We start from the raw sequence: 26,272 nt of genomic DNA on the forward strand, positions 1-26,272 counted from the left end.
TTTCAATCATAAACGGTATAGTTACCCAATTCGCGACCATGACGGACATATTCCAAGGTTGCGAGGTATGTTCGTAAGGTTTGTGTGGTATATCCTTGACGTACGTCAATCAATTCAACTTGGGGGATACTCCGTGGAAAGCAGAAATGATATGACTGGTCTCGGGATACAATCCTTAGAAACGGGCCTATCGATTTTAAAAGAAATCAGCGCAGCCCCTGAACCACTTTCCATCACTGAGATTTCTGAACGATGCAACATGCCGAAAAGTAAATTGCATCGTTATCTGACAAGTTTATATCGTACAGGATTTCTGCGACGAGACGCGAACTTGAGATACTCTATTGGCGAAGAATTTTTCTCTATCGGACTGAAGGCTCTGGGGAATCTTGATATTCGACATCAAGCTCGCCCCACGTTAATTCGGCTGCGGGAGCGCCTGAATGAAACGGTCGCGCTATCCATTTGGACCGAAAGGGGTCCTCACTTTATTCATTGGGAAGAAAGTCGTCGGGCAGTCAACGTCGGCATTCGAGTGGGAAGTGAAGTCAGCGCTGTAAAAACGGCCGGAGGAAAAGTATTTTTAGCATTTCTGCCAGCAAGTCAAACCAACCATGTCATCGAAAAAGAATTAGCTGAATATGGCATACTGCGCGCAGACTTTGAAAAAGAAATGGAACACATCCGAACGAAAAAATTTGCGACCACCGAAGGGAGTTTACTGCAGGGTATCGCTTCCGTAGGCTGTCCTGTTTTCGGAAGAGACCATTCCATTATCGCGGCAATCACAGTTGTCGGGATATTGGGCTACCTCGACATCAGTGAGAACTCACCCGTGGTCTCCGTTCTAAAAGAGGAATGCGCATCACTATCCAACATCCTAATTTAACGGAAGCAGTCCTTCCTCATCACTGCTTATTGACAGTGAGAGAATTTTGTTCAGGCGGCCACTCCATATCAAATAATGTGTGAGTCCGTAGCGACTTTGCAGACGGCTGGCTTTGAGTCAGTCGTCGAGGCACCCCATATATGGTACGCCGTACTCCGACTGACATCACACCAAAAATAGCTTGGCCCTCGGGAAGCGCCTGAGTCGACAACACGCCATCCCTCGCTGAGCCGCCTTCTGCATCCACTTTGTTTCCCTTGGCACGAAACGGTACCAAGACCGCGCGACGGGGAACCCTGTCGTAAATGTAGGTGGAGATGCCTGACGGCTCCGTCGTTAAACGAATAGTTACCTATTCTACAGGCAGCCTAATCCGAACGGTTGTACCTTTTCCAGGTGTACTATGTATCTCCATGTTCCCCTCGTGGGCAGAAATAATCTTGTAACACACCATTAGCCCGAGTCCTGTGCCCTTCTCTTTTGTTGTATAAAACGGTTCACCCAGTTTTGGAATATGTTCTTCTTCAATTCCGACGCCTTCATCAATAAACTCGATACATACGTTTTTATCCCTCGACTTTAATCGAACCAGCAAGTTCCCGCCTGAAGGCATCGCCTCGATGCCATTTTTAATGACATTCACAAACACTTGCTTTAGCTGACTAGACTCACACAATACAGTTGGAACGCCTTGTTCAAAGTCGGTTTGAATCATGACATTCTTCATCACGGCCTGCGCAGACAACAACGTAATCACTTCACGCAGTATCGTCTCAACCTGATGCTGCTCAAAGTGTGTCGCTTGCGGCTTGGCAAGTACCAACATCTCACTGAGAATCATTTCGATTCGTTCAAGTTCAGCCTTCATGATTTCGAAATACCGTCTGTTCGCTTCCGTCGACGTTTGATGAAACATCTGCGTAAAGCCTTTTAGGGCAGTCAGCGGATTTCGTATCTCATGAGCGACACCCGCCGCAAGTTGCCCAACGGCAGTGAGCTTCTCCGCATTCATCATATTGGTTTCAGCCCGTTTTCGGTCCGTAATGTCGCGAATAATCACCTGAATCGAGGTCGCCCCAAATAAAGCCGCATGCGATTCTGCGTCAAAGACCATACCGTTGAGCTTGATCCACTTTACTTCCGCTACATCAATCTCTTGACCTGAGAGTGCAATCTCAACAATTTTTCTAGATGCTTCATGGTGGTCAGGGTGAAGGAAGTCATAATAATCCCGACCAATGATCTCGCTCTCGTTAGCCGCCCCAAACAGTTGCACCCCGGCTTTGTTCATAAAAACCCATTTTCCATTTTCCATAATCCCGATAGCATCACGAGAGTTATCGACCAATCGTTGATACATTTGCTGGGTCTCTACAAGCTCTTGACGCGTCCTTTTTTGTTCCGTAATATCCTCCAAAATGATGTAACATCCAATTTGCTCACCTTCAATAATAATCGGTACACTCGTTACGCTGACATCAACTGAATAACCATCCTTATGCGTCACTTGCAGCTCAATATTTTTTACAGATGTTTGTGTACAGAGCGTGCGCGCCTCTGGAAATTCGTCCAAATCTACGATCATCTGAATAACATCTCTTCCGAGAAGCTCATGTAGAGCGTATCCTGTAATGCGTTCAAACGCAGGATTTGCCCCCATGACGGCCCCGGTTATGTCAATTGAGCAAATTCCATTCGGGTTGTATTTCTTTAAAGACTCATACCGCTCAGAACGCTCCCTTAACGCCCTTTCGGTACGCTTTTGTTCCGTAATGTCTTTTGATATGCCAAATATTCCAACGATACGCCCATTGATCACGATAGGCGTATCGGTAACATGCAATTCCACTCGATGCCCATATTTATTCAAAATGGTTGTCTCAAACGAAAGAGATTTACCCTCACGCAATTCTTTCAAGACCCGATATGACTCTGGAAGCCTTTCTGGGATGACCAAGTTCTTAAATGACATACTCAAGAATTCATCGTGCGAGTATCCGAATATTTTAACGCAAGCTGGATTGGCATCCAGGTAATTACCATCTAAATCCGAAATATAGACAGCGTCCGGGTGGTTTTTAAAGAACGATTTATAAATACCACTTTCAGAAATGTGTCGTAAATAGTTCTCACTGACTGACAATGCTCGTGCCCCCGTCCTTTGCGTATGCATTCTGTCTGTAAAGAAACTTCTCTACACAATGAATACATTTTTAAAATCGGATTACAAGAAAAAACATGGATCAGTCGAACAGAGTGGTCATTATGTGAGGGTAATGATAAATTTCCACAATTCTTATCCCATTCCTGCTACAGCGTCAAGGCCAAACGCGAGGTATTCCAATCCCCACAAAAAAGCGACCGCATCATCGCGGCCGCCTCACTGACATTTCTAATCGTCTATGGTATCGTAAAATCTTTGGCCAGTCCTCGGGTTAAACCAGACTTGCTGTTTAATTCCTGTCGTCGGATCGATAAATATTTCATCAGTCTTCATATAACCCTTAGGTGGTTTTTTCACATTTGTCCTCAAACGCCTCTTCCTTGTTCGCCAAGTGAACACTATAGCGCCCAAAACTAATAATGCACCCACAACGTAATACATCACGATAAGCGCTCGCACGATTATTGCGCCCGCACGATGACAGCTGTGCCGTACGCAATAATTTCAGACATGGTTTGCCCCACTTCACTGGAATCAAAGCGCATCATCACAATCGCGTTTGCGCCCATTTCATGCGCATTTTGAACCATCCGATCAATTGCGTGTTTCCGAGCGTCCTCCAACATCTCCGTATATTCCTTGATTTCTCCACCAACCAAACTACGAAGACCTGCCGTAATATTACCTGCTAGGCCACGGCTTCGAACGACCACACCAAACACTTGACCCAAGACCTTTTCAATTTGATACCCGTGGATGTTTTCAGTTGTTACAATCAACATTTCTTGCGCCCCCTACGTTATGGAAATCTGAAATCCCCCTTACTTCCAACCAGCCAACTGAATCATTCGCACTATTATTTACATTATTCACCAGTCCTTTTTGCATAAAAATATGACGCCACAACCGTAATGAGCAACCATAAAATAATCGGCATAATCACCGCGAGCTGCAGAACGTGCGTTGGCAAAACCCACGCGAGAATGATGATGAGAATCCCTGTCGGAATGCCTAATTGCCCACCTAAGCGATGTGTGCGATTCCAGCTTTCCTCATTCGAAAGCGTCCATGGCGTTCGAAATCCAATCCACCAATTCGGGCGAAGACGCGGTAGGACATTGGCTATCAACATAAACATGATGCCGAATGCGGTCGGGATGAATCGTATCGATGCAATGTTCAACTCGTGACCAAGGACCACAAGATACACTAATCCGATACATATCACAACGACACCACCAATGTAGCGATAAGTGGACCAGAAAGATTCATAATTCCTCTTCTTCGGGTCAAACCGCCAAAGTACGTGCCACAAAAGAATAAGCCCGAGAATCACAGCTGGTTCGTACGCAACCACGAGCAGACGCGGGGTTATTCGCCCGGCTTTACCAACAACCTGTGCCGGAAGATATGCATACGCAACCACCCCAAACACAAGTGTCAAAATCCATGAGGCCCACCCCCACCATGGCATTGCGTTACCTTTTTTCATGTTTCTGGTCACCTCCAAAGTGTTCGAGAAGCCACGCCAACCACTCCTGAAGAATTGTCGTGTTGAGGCGGTAGACAATGAAGGTGCCTTCTCGCTGGTCGACGACCAAACCCGCATTCTTGAGTACGCTTAAATGACGACTAACCGTTGGTTGAGCATGTGTAAAATGATCAGCGATTTCTCCAGCAGTTTTCGGCCCTTGCTTAAGTAATTCAACAATTTTCCGACGTGTCGGATCCGCCATTGCCTTAAATACACTTTCATTCATGCGACTACCCACCGTTTCATTTATCGCTTTTTATTATATAGCTATATGGCTAAAAACAAAACAAATTCTGTTCCACTTCGTCTCATATGCCTGTGAAGAAGGACTCCCCTTCATGGAAGTGTATTCCACAACCAAGGGAGGTTATCCTGATGAATTTTTATTACTTTTGAAAAGTGGGATCGAACGCGTCTCGCAAACCATCGCCGATAAAGTTAATGCACAAAATCGTCAAAGTAATGAGTAACGCGGGTGGAATCCACGCCCACGGTTCAGTCGATAACGTAAAATAGTCCATCGACGAATTCAATACATTTCCCCAACTGGGGGTCGTCGATTTCACTCCAAACCCAATGACTGCGAGCGCCGCTTCGGCGCCAATTAATCCAGCCATTTGCAGTGTGGCATTCACGACAATCGGCCCCAACGAGGCAGGCAACATATGGCGGACAATGATTCGCCAAGTGCCGGTGCCCGCAATTCTCGTGGCAAGGATAAACTCGGCGTCGCGCAGTGATAAAAACAGGGATCGAATAATGCGAGTCGGTCCCGGCCAACCGGTTATGCCGATTACGCCTACAAGCAACCATACTGACGTCGTGTTGATAATCGATTCCAGGACGATGATGAGCAAGATGAAAGGGAAATTAAACATAAAATCACAAACCCGCATAATTACTGCATCAACCCATCCACCATAATACCCGGCAAGCCCACCAAGAAGGAGAGAGATGCCCATGACGATAATCATATCGACGAATCCGATGAGTAAATCTATCCGCCCGCCGTATAAATCTCGGGATAGGAGATCCGCGCCATTGTTATCGGTCCCCAGTAAATGTTTCGCAGATGGTGGTTGCGACACATTCATGAGATCTTGAGTTGTCGGATTCCAATGCGTTAAGAGTGGGGCGCAGAGACTCAACAACACGATGATCAGCAGCACGATGACGCTTCCTATCGCCATCCGATTGTGCAAAAAGCGATTGACGGCCATCCTTAAAGGACTTTTTGCTTCGCTTCCCCTGCTCATTTCTTCTTGCGGAGAGAGCAATTGATTCGTGTTCAGTGACATATTCGACTCTCCCTCCTAGTTATAACGGACGCGGGGATCAACCACCGCAGTTAAAATGTCAGCCACTAAATTCCCTAGCAGCACACAAACCGCAAAGATGAGTGTTGTGGCCATGATTACTGGATAATCGCGCTGGGACACAGCGGTGATCGTCAGATAGCCCATACCTTGGTAACTAAAAAGTCCCTCAATAATGACGGCTCCGCCCAGCAATCCGCCTAAATCGAAACCTAACTGCGTGACAATAGGAATTCTCGCATTGCGAAAGACGTGTTTGCTATACACAACGCGTTCCGGAATCCCTTTGGCACGCGCGGTCCGAACGTAGTCCTGTCGTGCCACGTCCAACATGGAACCCCGGGTGTACCGGCTGTACACCGTATTGTTCGTAAGTGCAATTGAAATAGCCGGGAGCATGGCATGCCAGATGTGATCGACAAACGTACCCGCAAGCGGCCCTGTCCCAACTGAATTCTGCGCCGGGAAAACATGCCAGTGGATTGCGAAAAGGTAAATTAAAAAGATGGCAAACACATAATACGGAACAGAGAATAATACAAACGATGCAGTTGAAACGGTATAATCAAACTTCCCATATGGGCTGCGCGCCTGCAAAATTCCGACCGGTATACCAATCAATAAGATGAGAATTTCGGACAGCACCGCCAAAATGAGGGTGTTGTACATCGCCGGCCCCAACAATTGAGTAACTTCTTCGTGCTGACCGAAACTCCAGCCAAAATTCCCATGTAGTACGTTAATCAACCAGTGCCAATACTGAAGCGGTAACGGCAAATTCAATCCGTTTTGAATTTCTAATTGTTGCTTTAGCGCTGCGATATCTTTAATTCGTGGATTAATCATCGCCTCGATGGCATTTCCAGGCGCTAAATGCATCATCAAAAAAACAAAGACGGTAATGGCAAACAGCATTGGAATCATGCCTAGCAACCGGCGAATAATATAGGCAATCATATGCACTCTCCTATGACAATCACGCGTGTAGATGACAAGCTATCGAGTGACCAGCCCGAATGTCTCGAAGGACGGGCCTAGTTACACGACATTCTTGCATCACTTTTGGGCAACGTGTGTGAAATGGGCATCCCCTTGGCGGATTCGCCGGATTTGGAACGTCCCCTGTGAGAATAATTCGCTCGCGTCTCACCTTGCGTGAAGGTGTCAGTACGGAAGATAGTAGTGCCTCACTGTACGGGTGTAACGGGTGATTGTAAAACTCGTCCTTCGTGGCAAGCTCAACAATATGACCTAGATACATCACTGCGATTCTGTCACTGATGTGTTTTACAACCGCCAGATTATGCGAGATAAAGATATATGACAGATTGAACTCCGATTTCAGAGACACCATTAAGTTTAAGATTTGTGCCTGAATCGAAACGTCGAGCGCGGATACGGCCTCATCCGCCACAATGAGCTTTGGATGGAGCGAGAGAGCACGAGCAATCCCAATGCGTTGACGTTGCCCGCCGGAAAATTCATGTGGATACCGAAACCTATCTCTCGCCCGCAAGCCAACAGTCTCCAAAAGTTGTACGACTATCGGTTCTGACTGCTTTGCGGTTACAATGCCGTTCACAACCAAAGGTTCAGAGATAATATCTTGAATCGACATCCGTGGATTTAATGACGCATACGGATCTTGAAACACCATTTGGAAGTTGCGCCGGACGGCCTTCAGCTGCTTCCCACGAAGCTTCGTCAAATCCTGTCCGTCAAAAACAATTCTTCCCGCCGTAGGTTCCATGACGCGCATGAGCATTCGTCCTGTCGTGGATTTCCCACACCCGGATTCGCCTACAATCCCCAGCGTTTCGCCATAATTTAATTGAAAGGACACGTCATCCACCGCTTTGACATGTCCCACTGTTCTGCGCAAGAGGCCACTTTGAATAGGAAAGTATTTTTTCAATCCCTCAACTTCAAGTAATACTTCTGCCACAACAATCCCCCTAATCTACCAAATGACAGCGAACCAAGTGCCCAGGTCGGACTTCGCGCACCTCTGGCGCTGTTTCGAAGCAAGACGCCATGGCCAGTGGGCACCTGTCTGCAAACCGACATCCAGTCGGAAATTCAGTTGCATCCGGGACGCTACCGGGAATGTAATATAAAACTTCTGTCTCTTGGTCTATCGTTGGGACCGATTTGAGAAGCGCAATCGTATAGGGATGCAGCGGCTCTTCGAATAGTGCATCCGCGTTCGCAGATTCGACGACTTGCCCTGCGTACATCACGATGACTTGATCCGCCATATCCGCAACAACACCCAAATCATGCGTGATCAGGATGATAGAAGTTCCAAAATCGTCCCTCATCTTTCGCATCAGTTGGAGTACCTGAGTCTGAATCGTGACATCAAGGGCGGTCGTCGGTTCATCGGCAATGAGGACTTTTGGCTCACAAATCATCGCCATAGCAATCATCACGCGTTGACGCATCCCTCCAGAAAGCTGGTGGGGATATTCACGAAGTACTTGCTCCGCGCGAGGGACACCTACAAATTGAAGCATTTCTACCGCTTTGGCCGTGGTCTCCCGTTTCCCAACACGTCGATGGTGCACTAACACCTCGGCAATCTGATCTCCAATTGTCAAAACCGGGTTCAGTGCCGTCATGGGCTCTTGAAATATCATAGAGATTTCATTGCCGCGCAACTTGGTCATCTCTGCCTCTGAAAGTTGCATGATATCGACACCATGAAACATGATTTTACCGGATACAATCTTTCCACGAGGCTTCGGCACGAGACGCATGAGCGATAAGGCCGTCATGCTTTTCCCAGACCCTGACTCTCCTACAATGCAAACAATTTGACCTCTATAAACATCGAGATCAATGCCATCAACCGCCCGGACTTCTTCCGCTTTATGGATAAAATACGTTCGTAAATCTCGAACAGAAACAACCGGTTCAACCTTATCCACCACATCTGCCATGAGCCCACCCACCCATATGAAACAACCAGAATGATCCGTAACGTTTTAAAATCCAACAAGATATATCCCTAATAACAAATAGGAATTAAAGGAATATACAGTACGCAGAAATAGTATAGATGCGATGCAAACTTGTAAAGGTAACTTCAACAAAAGCAATCAAAATCGCCCAGACATGTTATAACGATATACAATCTGGAAGAAATAGTTTAAAAAATTACGCATTCTGCTTGAAAGTATCTCTTATGGAGTCTACAATCTTATAAATCCGATTGGTATTATCTTCAATATACGTTCATGCATCGTAAGAGGGCAGAGATGTGGGACAACACACGTTTTCAAAAAACGGACCCACGGTGTCGGAATCGACATTCTACAGGGGGATTGATGTACATGTCAAAGGTTAAAGGAGTATTGGCAAGCTTTGCGGTCGTCGCTTCGTCTTCATTGTTGCTTGCTGGATGCTCTGACAACAGTGGGGCCGCTTCCAACAAGAGCCCATCGGCAAACAACGCAAGTACACCAACAGACGGTGGTACACTAACCGTTGCACAGGGTACCAAGTGGAATGATGAATTTCTTCCAAACCTAGACTCTAGCGGCTATACTGCGGCAATGACACAACTGTCGTTCGATCCGCTATTAAACGTAAATAACAAACTTCAAGTCATTCCTTGGTTAATGGCGAAGTATAAGTACTCTAGCGATCATAAGACGATTACATGCTGGCTTCAGCCAAACGCAAAATGGTCAGACGGTCAACCTATCGTTTCAAGAGATGTCTTATTAGACATGGACTTTTTGGCTTCACCGGCATACAACGGCCCACACATGCAGGGTCAATCCGAATATCTAGTGGACAACGTAGTCGGCGCATCAAAAATTGTGAAGGGCCAAGCAAAATCGTTTGCCGATACAGGCGGCTTTACGATCATCAACGACAAAGAGTTCCAAGTTCACGTGCAGCAAGCGGATGCAGCGTTTCTCACTGCCGATTTAGCCAATATTACGCCACTGCCCTACCATGTCTTAAAAGACATACCTTTCTCGGATTGGATGGATATGTCATACGACAAGTTGCCAACCGTCGTATCTGGTGCGTACATCCCAGTATCCGCGAATTCGCAGTCTATCGACACGTTTAAAGCGAACCCGAATTACTGGCGAGGCAAACCTCACATCGCCAAGGTAGTCTTGGAACAGACCAGTCCCGATGTCGAGCCTGGATTAATGGCCAATGGGCAGATTGACTTCGCGATTAACGGGATTTCTGCCAATGACAAAATTAAAATGAAGCGTGATCCCAATATCGTCGAGACGACCATGCCTAGCACCGAATATGCGTTTCTTGGTTTGGATGATAAAAAAACCTACTTCTCGGACGTCCGTGTCCGTCAGGCATTCGCTTACGCGATTAACCGGAATCAGATTATCAACGGCATTTTCCAAGGCATGGCCGTCCCAACCAACTCGCCTACACCTGACGCCTATAGTTGGGCCAGTACACCGGAAAGCCAGTTAAACCAGTATCCATACAATCCAAAGAAGGCAGAGCAGCTTCTCGATGAAGCTGGATTTGTGAAGAAGGGGCAATGGCGGATAGACCCCAAGACCGGTAAGACGCTTGTCCTACACTTAGCGGTTACCGCCGGCAGTGCGACGAGTGAATCGGAGGCTACAGCCATCCAAAAGAATCTGCAAGCCGTTGGTATTGATGTTGAAGAAAACAGCCCAATTGACTTCAATACCCTAATCAACGACTTGCAAAACAATGCCCCCAACATCGACATGTGGTTGATGGGGAATGAATTGGGACCTGATCCGGATCCACGTGGTACATGGGGAACACAAGACGCGGGGAACTATTGGCATTACTCGAATACGGAAATCGATAAGCTCATCAAAAACACATGGGCACTGCCTTCAGACTTCACACAAGCTGGCCGAGGGCAGCAATTCCAAGCATTCAACAAGTTCGTCAACCAACAGCTGCCAATCATCTTCTTGTTCAACTATCAAGACGTGCAGGTGTACAACAAGAAAGTTCATATCCCGAGTAAGTATTTTGGTCCAATGGGCGCTTGGCCTGTCGGTCCAGATTGGTGGATTTCCAACTAACCTAAATTGCTCAATCATGGTGGGGATCCAGGATATGGTGGTTCAGATCGGCTTCCCCGCCACTAAGATGCTCAACGTGATGCAAACCATTCAACCATAAATTTAATACACATCACCGCAAAGTACTCTCTGAACTCGGTATCAAATCCATCGCACTGACATCGTCAAGAGCGCGCTTCTTGGCTTTCAGACCAAATAGTGCAACGACAATAGCTCCGACATTCATGTAACACCAATAAAGAAGAACACACTTCTATACTGTAGCCCCTCACGCTGTTTGTCGGTGGTTGGTTCACCGCCGTTGGCGGAGCGCCTACAACGTCGAGCCAATTGTTGATCTTGACACAGTTGCAGCGGATTTCGCAAGACTTATCCGGCGATTTTGGCCGCCAAATCTGGAACTGGGATGGGTTTGCCCTTTTTCAACCAACCAATTTCTAGGGAAAACTGCATAGGTCATGTATTCACTTGAAGGAATCTCACCACAGTTCCATGGCCTATTATCTCCGGTGATTCCTGCTGCACTCCTCGGAAGAGTGAGTGTCCAAGATCCTAACTTTCAGTTAGTACTTCAGCGCGTTCAAGTAAGCGACAAGCGATATACAGGTGTTTTCCGCGGTTCTAATTTGCAGAAAAACGCGGCGGTCGTTTATGCATTGATATTGGATATTCATACGCTTTTGTGTGCTACACTTATTGAACTAAGGGGCAGGAATACGACAGAAGACGAACCATCGGAGGTGTTGTAATTGGGTAGCATTTATACGATACGAGAAGCAGTTCCCGACGATGCGGCAGGTGTTGCGAAAGTTCACGTTGACAGTTGGAGAACCACATACAGAGAAATCGTAAACGACGAGTTTCTAGCCAGTCTATCCTATGAGAAAAGTGAAGAACGATGGCGTAACCGCTTAGCGAACAATCCGGTAGAATACGCCATGTTCGTTGCCGTCAATGATGAAGGTCAGATTGTTGGTTTTGCAGATGGAGGCAGAGAACGTTCGGGAGACCCCTCATACGATGGAGAATTGTATGCAATTTATTTGCTAAAGGAGCACCAACGCAAGGGGATTGGCAAATTACTTTTCCATCATGTTGTGTCGCACCTTGCCTCGAACCACTTTCATGCAATGCTGATATGGGTATTAAACGATAACCCATCTCGTTATTTTTATGAATCTGTGGGGGGGCAGTTAGTCCGGGGAAAAAGTATTCAAATTGGAGAACAACAACTACACGAGTCTGCTTACGGATGGAGCAATCTCACATCGCTTAAAGATGAGTTGTAACGAAATTTCGTTCTGTCGCTAACAGGGGAATAGACCGAAGAAAATTGTATGATTATACTCTCCCCAACCGACATGTCTTATGTCATTAGTGGACAGAAGAATTCAAGAATGGGACGGTGAAACCATGGATATGTCTTCTATTGAATATCGCTTTAACGCTCCAGTGACTGGACAGGAAGTCGCGGATGTTTTCAAACGCTCTGGGATCAACAGACCGTCTGATGATGTGGACCGTATTCAGCAAATGATCGACCACGGAAATCTCATTATCACAGCATGGGACGAAGAAAAATTAGTTGGGATTGCTCGTTCACTTACTGATTTCTGTTATTGCTGTTACCTATCGGATTTAGCGGTTGATAAGGAATACCAACATAGTGGAGTTGGAAAAGAATTGATTCATCAAACACAGATGCATTTATCCGACCAAGTGTCGCTATTGTTGTTATCCGCTCCGACTGCGATGTCCTATTATCCGAAGATAGGCTTTGATAAAGCAGAAAATGCCTGGATAATTCGACGGAAAAGATAAGTCATGTATTTGAACTAATGAAACAAGTATTCCAGACGCCTGTTCGTTTACGAATTGCATGAATATCCATTACTATAGACCAAACCTAATGGGACTCTCGGGCAGAAGTATGCAATAGCAAGTGTATTAAATGATTCGGTAGGATTTGATAATACGGATTTTGCCGTTGGGAGAAGTGACATCAATGCTATGGCTCAATGCAAAGGACATATCGAAATGCGTGAATGAGAAGAGTTTAATTGACTCCATAAAACATGGTTTTCAATCACTGGATACTGATTCTACAGAACCCAAGCGTATTAAGGCAGACTTATCATCGGTACATCATGCTCCAAAAGATGCCCACGCAATGATTTTGGTTCCAGGGGCAGTGCCAGGAATTCCTGCTTATACAGTTAAAGTACATGCTAAATATCCAAACAACCCATCCGTTGGTGTTCCCGCAATCCAAGGCGTAATTCAGCTTTTTGATTCAAAAACGGGTAAATTATTAGCCGTCCTCGACTCGCCGTTGGTTACGGGTCACAGAACAGCGGCGGCTGGGGCTGTTGCTGTGGATGCTTTAGCAAAGGAAAACGCTACGACTGTTGCAATTATTGGGGCGGGATTTCAAGGCGAAATGCAATTTAGATATTTACAACATGTACGGAACATCAATATGGTTAACGTGTACGACACAACGGAATCCGTAGCAATCGAATATGTTCGACGAAGAAAACAAGAGGGAATCACATGCAATGCATTTTCGTCCGTGGAAGAAGCAGTCAGAGGCGCTGACATCATCATTTGTGCTACGTGGTCGAAAGAACCAATCATATTTTCACACATGGTTAAACTAGGGGTACATATTACTACATTAGGTCCAGATACGGCCGGAAAAGTTGAAGTAGCAGAAGATGTAATTCTGAACAGTACGTTTGTATGTGACCATCGACAAATGGCATTTACGATGGGAGCACTTAACACCTTTAATTGGGATGAACACCATCAATCAGTGTCTACTTTGACGGATGTGTTAAATGGTAGGGTGAATGGACGAGTGTCCAGCGATGAGATTACTGTTTATGGAGCAGTCGGATTACCTTTTCAGGATTTGGCCGCCGCTTGGGACATCTATAATACTGCAACGTCACTCGGAATCGGTCAGTGGTTAGCTTGATTTAGAACATGGAGTTCTGTCGCTAACGGGGGCGAATGTCCGAGAAGGACTCGGACTCGTTGATACATATATATACATTATTGGTTCAGAACTGTTACTGCGTTAGCGGGCAGAAATGTGTAATTACAATCTTCTCAGAAAAGAGGGAATTTTGATGAGTGAAGATTGGAAGAAAGATAGGTTTGGTGCAATTGAACGTAATGAAAACCCGATGGTCCTTACCAGGATGAAGAGTGGCTATGCAGTAATTGGGGATACTCAGTTTCTTCCTGGATATTGTGTTCTATTGGCGTATCCAAAAGTTAATTCTCTTGAGGATTTGAGTTTGGAAGCCAAGACGGATTTTTTGCGAGATATGAGCTTGTTGGGAGAAGCGGTTCAGTCTGTGTGTAATCCAAGGAGAATGAATTATTCCATTTACGGAAACTCAGATGAATTTCTACATGCTCACGTTTTTCCAAGATATGATTGGGAACCAGAAGAGAGAAAACCTTATCCAGTTTGGAAGTACCCAAGAAAAATGTGGGTCATGCCAGCAGTACAATATTGTGATGAAAAGCATTTATCTTTACGACAACAAATTACTGAGAAACTCATCGCTTTGATTGCGAAGGATTACAATTTTGACTAATGAATTTGAAACATCCCGTTTCTGCTATCCCATAATGACGAAAAGCTGACGGTGGATTTTGTCCAAAGACTGACGGAACGGGTGTCCACAATGGTGAACCAGTCAAGGCCGCGTAGCGTTTCTATAGCCTTGACTGGTGACTCTTGCCTCCCACGCTCTTGCAATGTCCAGCAAGGCATTGCTGGACCTGCCTAGCGGCGAGCGATGGGGTGCAGGGGACACGCCCCCTGCGTTTCCCCGTATGGGGACGGAAGGGGATAATGCCCTAGAATTTTACACTGAAAGTCGAAAATCCATGTCCAATGAATGTAGTGAAAAGGCTTCATTCGGCCAAAATAGTTCGACACAGGGGTTTTAGGCTTCCCATTGTGATAAAAACGGACATTATAGCCCATCAAGAGAATCGTCCGCAATCGCATCACAACAGCGTTCGGACATATATGTCGTCAGATTGAGGACAACCTACACCGTCAGCCTTTGGACAAAATAGCTTAGCAGTAACAACATCCTTCTTGAACTATAGGGGGCGTTAACGACATAAGGAAACGCTGACCAGATTGCATAAATATAATTAACGCGGTATATCGGAGCGCCGCGTTTTTCTGCATTTTTAAGTTGCGGAAAACAACAGGTGCGGTGTGGTACATCTTACACTAAACGAAGCAGCACCCCAACATGTCGCGTGGGGTGCTGCTTGGATACTCCGGTTCATATTGTCTCTTGTAGTGACCAACTACTTACAACACGTCGTCGATTTTTGTTTCGTTCCTGAGGTTTCTGATCAGTGTTACATTTTTCTTAATCGCAACAGCCGCACCAACAATTGCAGCACTAGCGGCAACGAATCTCACGAATTTCCCCATTCAGCAACATCCTCTCTCGTAGCCGTCATTCATCACTTATCTTGTGACTGAAGTGCATTTTTACACTTTCAATGGTATCGCCATCGAGGACAATTTTTGCTTCTGGTGTGGTAAACTGGAGCACACGATTTGCTTGATCAAATTCGGTATCGCCGAGATGAATCTCATAGGAATCCCCGGCATCCGTCGTAATGATCAATTCGCCCCATTTCTTCAATTGCTCATGTACTTCCTCCATTTTGATCATTCGCTTCACCTCATTCACAGTATTTACTTCACCACGAGCACGTCCGCCGGTGCTTTCTCTATAACCTGTTGTCTCACACTACCACTGAGTAATTTATCAAGCAGACTTTTATCTTTATTGCCTACGACAATTAAGTCGACGTCCTGTCTTTTTGCATATCGACTGATCTCGTGGGCGGGTTCCCCCCATTCCAAGACCTGCTCGGATGCGACACCGACATGCGATAATTTCTCACGGGCCCGCTTCAAAATTTGATATCCATCTTGTTCCATTCGCGTTTGAACGTCACCTGTATCTACTACGTATCCTGCCCCGACAGTAAGGGGATGTACAGGCCTCAGGACGTGGAAAAGGATGATGGTACGATCTCGATGTTCCGCATACATTCGTGACACTTCGCGCAACATGGCGTCATCTGTATCCGAATCATCAATTGGTACGAGAATTCGCTGATACATGTTTAGTCCCCCCAATATTTCTTCGGTTGAATGCTAAAACAACAAACGCCCCCGCAGGAGTTCCTACGGGGGGCAGACATAATCAGCATCAACGTACCAACCTACACCTCTCTTAACGCTGACGAAGTTAGCTGTCGGATTCGGGATAAGAGATTCCCTACCAGTCGGAGACTGGATTCACCCCAATTGAATGGTTCCTCCGCTTCCTTTCGGAACTAAGCGATTGCCTGTGAAGTTTTCAGCACCTCATATCAGTCGTCATTACACTTCATGATGGTCATTACGTGGAGGCGTGTAATACTTCGATCGTTTCTTACCATTTGACGGGAAATATTGTGTGGCACGATTGGCGTGACGTAGTTTAGTCATTGCGTCAGCGTCATACAGAAGTTCGGAACCTACCAACTCGCTTACACGACCTAAATCGATCCACTCTTGCATTTGCATACTATCCGTCTCCTTTCAAATTCGCCTACGAGGTTAGCTGACGGGTTCGGGCTGAAAGGTTCCCTACGCGCTATCCCGCGATTCACCCCAAAGATGGTGGTTTCCCCGTTTCCTTTCGGAATTTGGCGTTTATGTCATAAGGATTCGACCTGCGAAATATATTTATGGGGGTATTCATGAGAATTTTTAATTGGGTATCTATTTGCGGGCGAATGTCACCTTCGTGAGAAATAATCACGTGAGCGATTGGTTTAGATCCATACAGCTTCTGGTCTCGTTCTCTGGCACCACAGTTAATCGTTCAGTCCCTTTCCATCGAGAATCCGCCCCACACATTTTTTAATCCTGGACACTCGAGTTTTTGACTGTTTAGGTTGGGAAAAATATAAAATGTATCCTCTTTGCCGTCCGGGTGTCAATGATTGGAAGGCCGTTTTCAAAGCTGGGTTTTCATTTAGTACGCATTGGAATTCCTCCGGAATAGTAAAATCCTTTTTTAACTCTACCTTCAAGCCGGCCTTTTCAACGTCAATGGCTTGGCGAATATAGGATTTTAAAATGGGTTCGATTTCAATAATCTCCCGAACATTTGTGAACCGAACTTGCCGCCCAGCTTGCACATTCTCCGTCTGTCTGATTAAAATCCCATGTGTATCCTGCAACAGCGCACCTTTGTGAAACAATAGCGCACAATATTCCTTGAAGCCATGGATTAAAACGATATTCTTGTTCTCAAACGTGTAACAAGGATGCATCCACTTAAATTCTTCGGTTAAATCACAGTCAAGCGCGATATCTCTTAACTTCTCGTACTCCTCTCTCCATTTTTTAGCCTTGCTTAAAAATTCATCAACCTTCGGATTCAATTTATGAGTTGTCATCAAGAAGTTCCTCCGTTAATTGTCGAGATCACGCTCGGCGCAGCATGCCCCTTCTTAATTATCCAATACAGAGTGTGCAGTTCATCGGGATCGTAACGTCCACGGCCAGGATATTGGTAGCCCAAGAAACAACGCGTCCAAACGTTCATCATCAAACCCCTCGCCAATAAAGCGCCCCGTTGCAAGTATGACCCGTTCTTCTTCCGGTGGACTCTCTTCAAAATACTGTAGATGTGACCTTCTATCCATGAATAAAATTGGCATCAATAATAGGAAACATTCGATGATACGAATCCAAGCCCATTTGATGGCGCTTTTCCAAAGTACGGGTCAACAAAAGGGACATTCAATTGGTAACAGGTATCTAAAAACGCAGTCGCGTCATCTTTCCAACTGCGTTTATCGAAGTCCACGGCCAGGAACCAGCAAGTTTCATCAAACAGTAGTGGATACAGCCCCACCACCACCACCGGCTGTCTTTCATCCTGCAAATGGGCTCGTATCACATCGTCCGTTAACGGCTGATAGTCACTCCCTGCCCCTAAAATAACTGCGAAACAGCTCTAACTCCTTCGGAATCTAAACCTTTCCAAACCATAAATCCTCCGTATTCAAATCCGTACTTATTTTGCTTACAGTAAAATCAGTTGCCCCTGCAACGTCACGCAGTGATACAACTTTGTCATCGTTCATCTGACCTATGAGATTTGCCAAAAAAATTTGTCTTTATTTGTCGGATAAAGGAATATATCTGATATCATAAATTTTACAGAGATCTCCTGACAAGGATGTGTTGTGGTGGTGGATAAGGCTTCAATCCAAGTGGAACTTTCATACAATCGGATAGTCAATTATGCCATGCAGCAAAACCACTTTCCGATTGTCCGCGAACTCCTAATTCGCAATACCACAGAGCAAGATATTCATGATGTAATCGTCAGCATTGTGGACTCCATGGAACTGGGAATCAATTGGAGCAAACACCTAGATCTTTTACCGGCCAACACAGCAGTAAACCTGAGCGTTATCGATGTAAAGATCCCAGCTAAACTTCTTGGTGAATTAACGGAACGACTCAACGGGGATATATCCATTACCGTCGCACAGGAAGACAATGCCATTCTCGAGCAAGTGTTTCCACTCGATATTCTCGCATTTGATGAGTGGGGCGGCCTAGCCGTTGCCCCAGAAATGATAACTGCATTCGTAACCCCGAATCACCCGGAAATCATCAGACTTACTCGCGTGGCAGGAGACATCCTGTCGGGATGGCTGAAAGACGCCGCTTTCGATGGTTATCAATCCCACAATGCATCTAGAACTCGTCAACAAGTTGCTGCCATATACCAAGCAATTCTGCAAGAAAACATCATGTACTCCGTCCTTCCCCCAAGCTATGAACAACATGGACAACGAATTCGCCTCGCAGACACGTTGGTTTCAAATCGCTTGGGAAATTGTCTTGATCTCACTGTACTCATCGCTGGATGCCTAGAAGCAGTGGGCCTTAATCCCCTAATCGTATTCAAACAAGGCCATGCGTTTGTTGGAGCTTGGCTCATTGACGAAACATTCCCGGAAGTGATTCAAGATGACCTGTCCCTCCTCTCCAAACGTACAGCAGATGGTCTTCATGAAATCTGCCTCGTAGAGTCGACATCGTTGACTTCAGGGATTCATGCGTCATTTGAAGATGCTGAACGAGCAGGCAGAGCACACCTCATGGACGAAGATAAGTTCATTCTCTTTGTCGATGTTAAGCGTGCAAGATCTGCATCTATCCGGCCACTGCCGCTCCGTATAAAAACAGACGTAGGCTGGGAGTATAAACATCCCGTTCCGGAAAAAGTGTCCAGTTCACAAGTCCCATCCCCGCTGTTCATCGTGGATACTGACACACCGGATGGTTCGTCGACGCATCCAAAGGTAAAAGAGTGGGAACGCCGACTTCTGGACCTTTCCCTGCGCAACACACTACTCAATTTCCGTTCTACCCGAACCAGTATACCTATTCTCAGCTACGGGCTCCCACAACTAGAAGATGGTCTGGCCAGCGCGACCGAGTATCAACTACTTCCTGCGCCAAGTGACTGGGGGAAGTCTACACACAACTCCGAACTGTTTGCCCACTTTGACAATGGCCATCCCTTGGAAGGCGTGCTGACAGACGAACTTAAACACAACAGACTGCGCGCCGCGCTGGAGGAAGTTGACTTGAAAACGCGCAGCACGAATTTGTGGCGAGCTGCAAAAACATCCCTAGAAGAAAGTGGGGCGAATACACTTTATCTTGCCCTAGGCTTTCTTAAGTGGTACGAGTCGGAGTCAAGCCAAAAAGCCCGTTATGCCCCACTTATCTTGATTCCAGTCGAGCTCGTAAGAAAAAATTCCCGGGTGGGATTTGGCGTTCGTCGCCGCGAAGACGACGCTCAATTTAACATCACGCTCGTAGAGATGTTAAAGCAAAACTTTTCCATCGAAATGAATGGCGTAGATCCTCTGCCTACGGATGATTTCGGTATTGATCTGCGTAAGGTATATACGCTCATCCGAAAGTTAATCAAGGACAAACCACGATGGGATGTTGTGGAGCAAGCTTACCTCGGTCTGTTCTCATTTGGCCAGTTCGTTATGTGGAACGACCTTCACAGACGCAAGGAGGACCTGAAGAAGAACAAAGTGGTCTCCAGCCTAATGGCTGCAAAACTAGAATGGCAGCCAATCGGCACCTTGTTTGACACGACGAACCTGGATGACAAGTATGAACCTCACGAACTCCTGTCCCCGTTAAGCTCGGACTCGTCACAGCTGAGAGCTATTTCGGCTGCACTGGAGGGTGAAAGTTTCGTACTGCATGGACCGCCCGGCACAGGAAAATCCCAAACCATTACAAACATCATTGCCAACATGCTTAGAAAAGGTAAAACAGTTTTGTTTGTGGCGGAAAAAATGGCTGCGTTGAGCGTCGTCCAACGGCGTCTCGCGGATATTGGACTGGATGCATTTGCACTTGAGATACATTCAAACAAAGGCAATAAACGAGAAGTGCTCGACCAGTTGAACCGGGCCTTAGAGGCATCCAAAGGTAACACCCCAGACAACTGGAAAAGCACGGGGGCGCAGTTGTCCGAAACAAGGACAAAACTGAATCGCTTTGTTGCTGCCTTACACACCAAGCACCACAATGGGCTGTCAGTGCATAATGCTATCGCGTTATTTGATAGCGTTCGAAATGCACCAGATATCGTGTTCATGGAACCCTCCAAGCTAGCGCAACTGTCGTACGACGATATCGAACAATTGATTCAAATCGTATCAGAGTTAAGAATCGGGGGACAAGTGTGTGGCGGTCCACACCTTCATCCGCTTGCAGATATCCATTGTGAGGAGTTTTCAGCCACACTGCGGTCTCAAGCAGACACTTCACTAAGAGGATTGATCCAAGAACTTAAAAAAACCCGCCACGCAGTGCGAAATCTCGTTGAAATGTTATCTCTCAGTGAAACGCCCAGTTTCACCCGACGGCAACTCTCGGCTTTACCTCACCTATGCAAGCTTCTGCTTGAGTTACCGGATGTCACATCTTCCTTTTTTGAGACCGATCTCGCTGAAATGAGTGCCGTCATTCACCAAACTGTCGCTCATGGGACATCACGAGACACCTTGAGAACAACGCTCTTTGCTGATTATTCGGCTGAGTTACTCACATTCGATGCGAAACATTGCTTGACACAATGGATACAGGCAGGCCAAGAATGGTTTATCCCTCGCCAGCTACACCGAGCTAGAATCTTAAAACAAATCAAACCCCTCTGGCTGCCTGGCCATAAAGTAACGACTGACCGTGTTGAGACAGATCTGAGTAAAATATTGGAACTCCAACGTGAGGAAGCTGCGATCCAAGCCGTAGCATCCACAGTGTCTTCGTGGGTATCACCCACTTTATGGAATCAAGGTAATCCTAGTTGGCGTGAACTGACCTCCATCGTCGAGTGGCGTCAACACTTTGATCAAACGATGAGCCAGATTTTCGACAACCCTCAGCAACATCATGAATTCGTACATGCTCTCGCACGGGCACTCGCGACAGGCGCTGAACCATTTCGCACCCGCTTTAACTCGTCATTGACAGCAGTAGCAGACGCCTGCCAGTCTTTACAAGCATCTGAATCAAGTGTCGGAAACGTGCTTCATATCAACTTCGAAGAAAATTCGACAGTGGATGGATCACGTCCCAATTGGCTCGAGGAAATCAACCAAATGGCAGAACAATGGCTTGGAAACCTCTCTTTGTTAAGAGATTGGTGCACCTGGCGCTCTGTTCGCGCAAAAGCACTAAAACACAACCTTGAATCGATTGTGTTGGCGTGGGAAAACGGACAATTAAATGAGGAAACCGTCCTACCGACATTCCAGAAGTCACTGTATAAAGGCCTTGCAGAGCAAATGATGATGGCGGATGATGACCTAAATAAATTCTCTAGTCCGCTATTTGAGGATTCCATACGACGGTTCCGAAACCTCACAGATGAATATGAAGGGCTGTCGCAACAGGAAATTGCAGCACAGGTGGCTTCTCGGGTACCAACAGTTGCAAACATTTCGCCCAATACCCATTCTGAGATGGGGATTTTACTGCGGGCCATACGCAGCGGAGCTCGAGGAATGTCACTTCGCAATCTCTTCAGTCAAATTCCAAACCTGCTTACCAAAGTTTGTCCTTGTTTCTTGATGTCTCCGTTGTCAGTGGCCCAGTATCTAGATTTGGCCATGCCAATGTTTGATCTGGTTATTTTTGACGAAGCATCCCAATTACCGACGGCGGAAGCCATAGGCGCTATGGCGAGGGGCAAAAACGTGATTGTCGTCGGTGATCCGAAACAATTGCCACCCACCCAATTTTTCGCATCGGGGTCACGAGATTCTGACGAGACTGAAGCCACCGAGGACTTGGAAAGTGTCCTCGAAGACTGCCTTGCCCTAGGTATGCCTCAAGGTCACCTGTTATGGCACTACCGTAGCCGTAGTGAAGCATTAATTGCGTTCAGTAACCACCACTATTATGAAAACAAACTTCTCACATTTCCGTCGGCAGATGAACTGAAGAGGCGTGTCCATTTTCATAAAGTTGATGGTATCTATGACCGCGGGCGGACAAAGCAAAACCACATCGAAGCCCAAGCGGTAGTCAATGAGATTAAACGGCGTCTGTCCAATCCGGAACTTCGGAAGCAAAGCATTGGTGTGGTTACATTCAATCTGCAACAAAAAAACCTTATCGAAGACCTGCTGGACGAGGCGTTTCAAACGGATCACGAACTGGAATCCGCTTCTTCTCAGATGTATGAGTCGCTGTTCATAAAAAACCTCGAGAATGTACAAGGAGACGAGCGTGATGTCATTCTATTCTCCATTGGTTATGGTCCCAATGCGAAAGGCAAAGTGAACCTCAACTTCGGTCCCCTCAATCGCAATGGCGGCTGGAGAAGACTGAACGTTGCAGTATCGCGGGCGCGCCAAGAGATGGTGGTGTTTTCAACATTGCGCGCCGACCAAATCGATACTTCAAAAACCACCGCGGAAGGCGTCGCTGGGCTCAAAGCTTTCCTTGCATATGCTGAAAAGGGCGTGGCAGCATTGTCCATTCAACCCCCATCCATCGAATCTGGCACTGCCCCACGTTTTGAGCATGAAATCGCAAGGCGTCTTCGCGACCTCGGATATACAGTGGCCGAACGCGTAGGATCTTCAGAATTTCGAGTTGACTTAGGCATTGTTGATAACAGAGACAACGGACGTTTCCTTCTCGGAATCATCACAGATGGAGACGCGTATCGTAAGGCGGCGACCGCACGAGATCGGGATGTATTAAGAGCGCGTGTATTAGAACAGTTGGGATGGAACTTGCATTCTGTGTGGGCAATGGATTGGTGGGAAAACCCTGATCGGGAAATCGAACGTATTATCCAGGCCATTCACAAGGCAGAACAACACGCTTCGGCGGAACCGCCAATGCAAGACTCCGTTTGCGAGGAGAAAGTAGCAAACCTAGTCAAGAATGACGTACACCCAAGCTCCGACGGCACTCCGTCAAACACCGTGACGCCGGTTGAATACGAGTCAGCTGTGCTATCGGCAGTTGCACTCCCTTCAGAGGCCTTCTATGATTATGCAAATAATCGTCTGATTATGGAACAGCTTCTCCAGGTAATCAAAACAGAAGGCCCCATAAGTCGTTCACTTGCCTACCGAAGGGTGCTTGAGGCATGGGGAATCAAGCGCATGGGGAACCGCATTGAGGAGCGCTTCGATCACTTGGTCGATCAGTTGGACGTAACAAAAACAACTCAGTCGGGTCAAGTGTTCTTCTGGCCCAATGACTCAGACCCAAGATTCTATCGTACGTTTCGCACAGAAGCGGGATCAGCTGAAAAACGAAACGCTCATGATCTGCCCATTGAAGAGGTTACCGCTGCAGTGAAATACGTCCTCGCATCTCAAATCAGCTTGCCTAAACCAGAGCTCATCCGGGAAGTGTCTCGCGTAATGGGATATCAGCGTACTGGAACAACTCTGGAACGTATCATATCACGAGCCATCGATGTAGCGATTGCGCACGGATTTGCTGCGTTTGACCATCAGCGACAACGCGTAATCACGGCGTGCGAGGTGTGAGTCAGTTGAACAATACCACATCTCGAGAGACGCACTTAAAAAGGAAACAGAGAAATTGCCCCATCAATGTCAAAAACCCAGCCGCCACAAGGCTGGCTGGGTCTCCACGAAAGTTCATCCCACAGCGCAGCGCACAGTCTCTAGACTATCTTGCGCTGTCCTTGGCAATCATTGATTACAAAATTATCCATTACACTTCTTTTTCTTGTTGTGAATCCTGCCTCCTGCCTGTTTCCGTATTTTTCCTCGTGAACCAACATAGACAGCTGCTAAATCCGTAAAACTGTTGATGTCATTTAAATCCAAGTCCATTTCTTCGGGTGTAATTGGCATCGCAAGATTTATGCGAACAATACATATGGAAATCGGAACTTGGGACGACCTTTGAACCTCAATCCATCCACAATCTTGCTCGCATTTGGAACAACACTCGTGCAAGGCAACGTTGCCACCACGTAGCCACTTCCGTCCGTAATGGGTGCCTCGCTCGCACGGACGACCGTCTCAAAGTCGCGCCAATGTTCCGACGTTTCACCGTAGTGCTCTCGTAAAGTCGTAAAATCGTAAGGGCGAACGCATACGCGGCGTCAATGTCGTATCCTTCTATCAGCCTCAGCACCCATAAGCAATATAGGGCACAGCAGACTTGGTTAGTAACGTGACCGTGTGTAACAATCGTTTACGAGTATGCATCTTCAATCAATTCGGCATCATTCCCTCGATGCCACATTGCAAGTGGTAGCACTCTCATAAGTGCCTCGTCATCAGACCATGTCCCGGGCTTGATATGTGGGTACTCCCGGTCATATCCGATAGGTGGCTCCATCTCAATGTTGTGCTACGCCGGAATTTGGCGTGGAGAGCGGAACTCATGTGGTACGCCAAGTGCATCACCGACCAGTAATCCCCAAAATCCACCGCGAATTCGACCCACCTCTTGTAACAAAACAACCACCTCCCTATGTAATGGTGTAACCCTTGAGACGCTTAGTAATGAAAGTTCCTAGCCGAAGTTATATCACTGACAGGTGTTTCTATCCTCTCAGCTGAGTCTCATAATCTGTGACAATCTTCCCGTCATACTGGATAATTTGCCCATTTTGATTCTTGTCAGACAGGATAATGTCGGTACACATTTGGCCAGCAGCTTCGGCAGATTTAACGAAGCCGCCGTGTGCACCAGCTTCCATGCCGTTCAATTCGGTCGCGACCGCGCCAGGCATAATGCCGAAAATCTGGCGATGGCTGCCCATCTTTTCAAACTCGTAGGCGTAAGTCAGCGTCATCACGTTGAGTGCTGCTTTGCTCGTAATGTAAGCGAGTGGGTGCCAAAATTCAGTCGGCGAAATCGGAATGGTGATGTTAACGATTTTCGCGTTGTCTGTCAGAACTGACAACAGATTTTTCATGAGTTCGTGTGTGCCAAGAAAATTCGTTTCCATCGTCGCGCGCAAATCATCGGTTGTATAGTCAAATGTGTGCTTTGTAAGGTCAAGCGCCGCGCGCCCAGGCTTTGAACTATCGGGAATCCCCGCATTATTGACCAAAATATCGAGCGAATCAATCACTTTACCCGCTGTGTGCAAACTATCAAAATCATTCAAATCAATCTTGATGAACATCGCTGATATGGCTTCTGCAGCAAGGTTTTCAACTGCTGCCTGCCCACGGGCCTCATCACGCGCCCCGACGAGAATTTCATAGCCGCGCTTTCCAAGATATCGAGCGATTTCAAAACCGATTCCTTTATTTGCGCCTGTGACAAGTGCTTTCATAGTAGGCTCCTTTTCGCTTCTTTTTTGATACACATATTGTGATCACTCCCCATGCCGGCAGGCAATGATGGGTGCGTTGTCCAACTTTTTCCGAACGATTTCGCCGCGGTTGAGCACTGTTGACTTATGTTCTTTGGATCAACCAACACCACACGACGACCAACTTCTTCCGCGCTATACATGGTGCACGATACAAGTTGATTCCAAGAAGCATCAACGATGCTCTTTGTAAAATGGTGATTCTTAACCATGCGCTGCTGCGTGTTCAAGTCCTCAAATGCGATGAGACCGTACCGATTGATTTACAACTTTGTGAATCCCGTTTTGCGGATGACACTTGATGAGAAGATTT

23 protein-coding genes and 2 riboswitches are annotated in these 26,272 nt (G+C 46.6%); of the genes, 7 read left to right on the forward strand and 16 right to left on the reverse strand.

Translation table 11 applies throughout. The features are described 5' to 3' along the window. Positions 1-133: 133 nt before the first annotated feature. Positions 134-889, forward strand: coding sequence for an IclR family transcriptional regulator (locus J3482_RS11340; protein WP_146822204.1), 756 nt, complete (start codon positions 134-136; stop codon positions 887-889). Between the two features lie 352 nt (positions 890-1,241). On the opposite strand, the gene J3482_RS11345 is transcribed toward J3482_RS11340, so the two are convergent. From J3482_RS11345 to J3482_RS11380, 8 genes are all read right to left on the reverse strand, one after another. Further along, a complete protein-coding gene (locus J3482_RS11345; protein WP_206922424.1) occupies positions 1,242-3,032 on the reverse strand; it encodes a PAS domain-containing sensor histidine kinase in 1,791 nt (596 codons plus the stop codon). Positions 3,033-3,514: 482 nt separating this feature from the next. Further along, positions 3,515-3,835: a YbjQ family protein gene (locus J3482_RS11350; RefSeq protein ID WP_146824730.1), complete on the reverse strand. Its 321-nt coding sequence runs from the start codon at positions 3,833-3,835 to the stop codon at positions 3,515-3,517. Positions 3,836-3,918: 83 nt separating this feature from the next. Then, positions 3,919-4,545 (reverse strand): SdpI family protein, encoded by a 627-nt coding sequence (locus tag J3482_RS11355; protein ID WP_146824729.1) that lies wholly within the window; start codon positions 4,543-4,545, stop codon positions 3,919-3,921. Then, a complete protein-coding gene (locus tag J3482_RS11360; RefSeq protein WP_146824728.1) occupies positions 4,532-4,813 on the reverse strand; it encodes an autorepressor SdpR family transcription factor in 282 nt (93 codons plus the stop codon). The genes J3482_RS11355 and J3482_RS11360 overlap by 14 nt, the downstream gene beginning before the upstream one ends. A 160-nt stretch (positions 4,814-4,973) precedes the next feature. Next, on the reverse strand, positions 4,974-5,885 hold the full coding sequence (opp4C, locus tag J3482_RS11365; RefSeq protein ID WP_206922425.1) for an oligopeptide ABC transporter permease: 912 nt from the start codon (positions 5,883-5,885) through the stop codon (positions 4,974-4,976). A gap of 15 nt (positions 5,886-5,900) precedes the next feature. Then, positions 5,901-6,860 carry an ABC transporter permease gene (locus J3482_RS11370; protein WP_206922426.1) on the reverse strand — a complete coding sequence of 320 codons (960 nt, stop codon included), beginning with the start codon at positions 6,858-6,860 and terminating at the stop codon, positions 5,901-5,903. Positions 6,861-6,879: 19 nt separating this feature from the next. After that, complete coding sequence (locus J3482_RS11375; protein ID WP_206922427.1) at positions 6,880-7,848, reverse strand: ABC transporter ATP-binding protein; 969 nt, start codon at positions 7,846-7,848, stop codon at positions 6,880-6,882. A 10-nt stretch (positions 7,849-7,858) separates the two neighbouring features. Further along, positions 7,859-8,845 (reverse strand): ABC transporter ATP-binding protein, encoded by a 987-nt coding sequence (locus tag J3482_RS11380; RefSeq protein WP_146824724.1) that lies wholly within the window; start codon positions 8,843-8,845, stop codon positions 7,859-7,861. A 393-nt stretch (positions 8,846-9,238) separates the two neighbouring features. Between J3482_RS11380 and J3482_RS11385 the strand changes: the two genes are divergently transcribed. The 5 genes from J3482_RS11385 (at position 9,239) to J3482_RS11405 (ending at position 14,574) form a co-directional block, all read left to right on the forward strand. Then, positions 9,239-10,963, forward strand: coding sequence for an ABC transporter substrate-binding protein (locus tag J3482_RS11385; RefSeq protein WP_206922428.1), 1,725 nt, complete (start codon positions 9,239-9,241; stop codon positions 10,961-10,963). A gap of 749 nt (positions 10,964-11,712) precedes the next feature. Further along, the gene (locus J3482_RS11390; RefSeq protein ID WP_146824722.1) at positions 11,713-12,252 is read left to right on the forward strand and encodes a GNAT family N-acetyltransferase; all 540 of its coding nucleotides are present in this window, start codon (positions 11,713-11,715) and stop codon (positions 12,250-12,252) included. Between the two features lie 130 nt (positions 12,253-12,382). Further along, on the forward strand, positions 12,383-12,784 hold the full coding sequence (locus tag J3482_RS11395) for a GNAT family N-acetyltransferase (RefSeq protein WP_146824733.1): 402 nt from the start codon (positions 12,383-12,385) through the stop codon (positions 12,782-12,784). A gap of 184 nt (positions 12,785-12,968) precedes the next feature. Then, entirely contained in the window at positions 12,969-13,943 is a 975-nt protein-coding gene (locus J3482_RS11400; RefSeq protein WP_236018161.1) for an ornithine cyclodeaminase family protein, read from the forward strand. A gap of 154 nt (positions 13,944-14,097) precedes the next feature. Then, positions 14,098-14,574: an HIT family protein gene (locus J3482_RS11405; protein ID WP_146824721.1), complete on the forward strand. Its 477-nt coding sequence runs from the start codon at positions 14,098-14,100 to the stop codon at positions 14,572-14,574. An 888-nt stretch (positions 14,575-15,462) separates the two neighbouring features. Here the strand turns inward: J3482_RS11405 and J3482_RS11410 are convergent. The 5 genes from J3482_RS11410 to J3482_RS22140 form a co-directional block, all read right to left on the reverse strand. Continuing rightward, a complete protein-coding gene (locus tag J3482_RS11410) occupies positions 15,463-15,684 on the reverse strand; it encodes a hypothetical protein (protein WP_206922430.1) in 222 nt (73 codons plus the stop codon). A 23-nt stretch (positions 15,685-15,707) separates the two neighbouring features. After that, positions 15,708-16,142: a universal stress protein gene (locus tag J3482_RS11415; protein WP_146824720.1), complete on the reverse strand. Its 435-nt coding sequence runs from the start codon at positions 16,140-16,142 to the stop codon at positions 15,708-15,710. A 102-nt stretch (positions 16,143-16,244) separates the two neighbouring features. Then, positions 16,245-16,374: riboswitch (cyclic di-AMP (ydaO/yuaA leader) on the reverse strand. 29 nt (positions 16,375-16,403) lie between these two features. After that, complete coding sequence (locus J3482_RS11420) at positions 16,404-16,589, reverse strand: hypothetical protein (RefSeq protein ID WP_146824719.1); 186 nt, start codon at positions 16,587-16,589, stop codon at positions 16,404-16,406. Positions 16,590-16,596: 7 nt separating this feature from the next. Continuing rightward, positions 16,597-16,727, reverse strand: a riboswitch (cyclic di-AMP (ydaO/yuaA leader). 155 nt (positions 16,728-16,882) lie between these two features. Continuing rightward, on the reverse strand, positions 16,883-17,470 hold the full coding sequence (locus J3482_RS11425; RefSeq protein WP_146824718.1) for a YdeI/OmpD-associated family protein: 588 nt from the start codon (positions 17,468-17,470) through the stop codon (positions 16,883-16,885). A gap of 263 nt (positions 17,471-17,733) precedes the next feature. Further along, a complete protein-coding gene (locus tag J3482_RS22140) occupies positions 17,734-17,976 on the reverse strand; it encodes a TOTE conflict system archaeo-eukaryotic primase domain-containing protein (protein WP_438938617.1) in 243 nt (80 codons plus the stop codon). A gap of 295 nt (positions 17,977-18,271) precedes the next feature. On the opposite strand from J3482_RS22140, the gene proA reads away from it, so the two are divergent. Beyond that, the gene (proA, locus tag J3482_RS11430; protein ID WP_206922431.1) at positions 18,272-24,145 is read left to right on the forward strand and encodes an anti-phage protein ProA; all 5,874 of its coding nucleotides are present in this window, start codon (positions 18,272-18,274) and stop codon (positions 24,143-24,145) included. A gap of 838 nt (positions 24,146-24,983) precedes the next feature. Here proA and J3482_RS11435 read toward each other — a convergent pair. The 3 genes from J3482_RS11435 to J3482_RS22145 all read right to left on the reverse strand — a co-directional run bounded on the left by J3482_RS11435 (position 24,984) and on the right by J3482_RS22145 (position 26,171). Next, positions 24,984-25,091: an ADP-ribosylglycohydrolase family protein gene (locus tag J3482_RS11435; protein WP_146824810.1), complete on the reverse strand. Its 108-nt coding sequence runs from the start codon at positions 25,089-25,091 to the stop codon at positions 24,984-24,986. An 88-nt stretch (positions 25,092-25,179) separates the two neighbouring features. Beyond that, positions 25,180-25,920: an SDR family NAD(P)-dependent oxidoreductase gene (locus tag J3482_RS11440; RefSeq protein WP_146824809.1), complete on the reverse strand. Its 741-nt coding sequence runs from the start codon at positions 25,918-25,920 to the stop codon at positions 25,180-25,182. Then, a complete protein-coding gene (locus J3482_RS22145) occupies positions 25,917-26,171 on the reverse strand; it encodes a zinc ribbon domain-containing protein (protein ID WP_438938618.1) in 255 nt (84 codons plus the stop codon). The genes J3482_RS11440 and J3482_RS22145 overlap by 4 nt, the downstream gene beginning before the upstream one ends. Positions 26,172-26,272: the final 101 nt, after the last annotated feature.

Origin of the sequence: Alicyclobacillus suci (assembly GCF_017329615.1) — a bacterium.
GTDB lineage: Bacteria > Bacillota > Bacilli > Alicyclobacillales > Alicyclobacillaceae > Alicyclobacillus > Alicyclobacillus suci.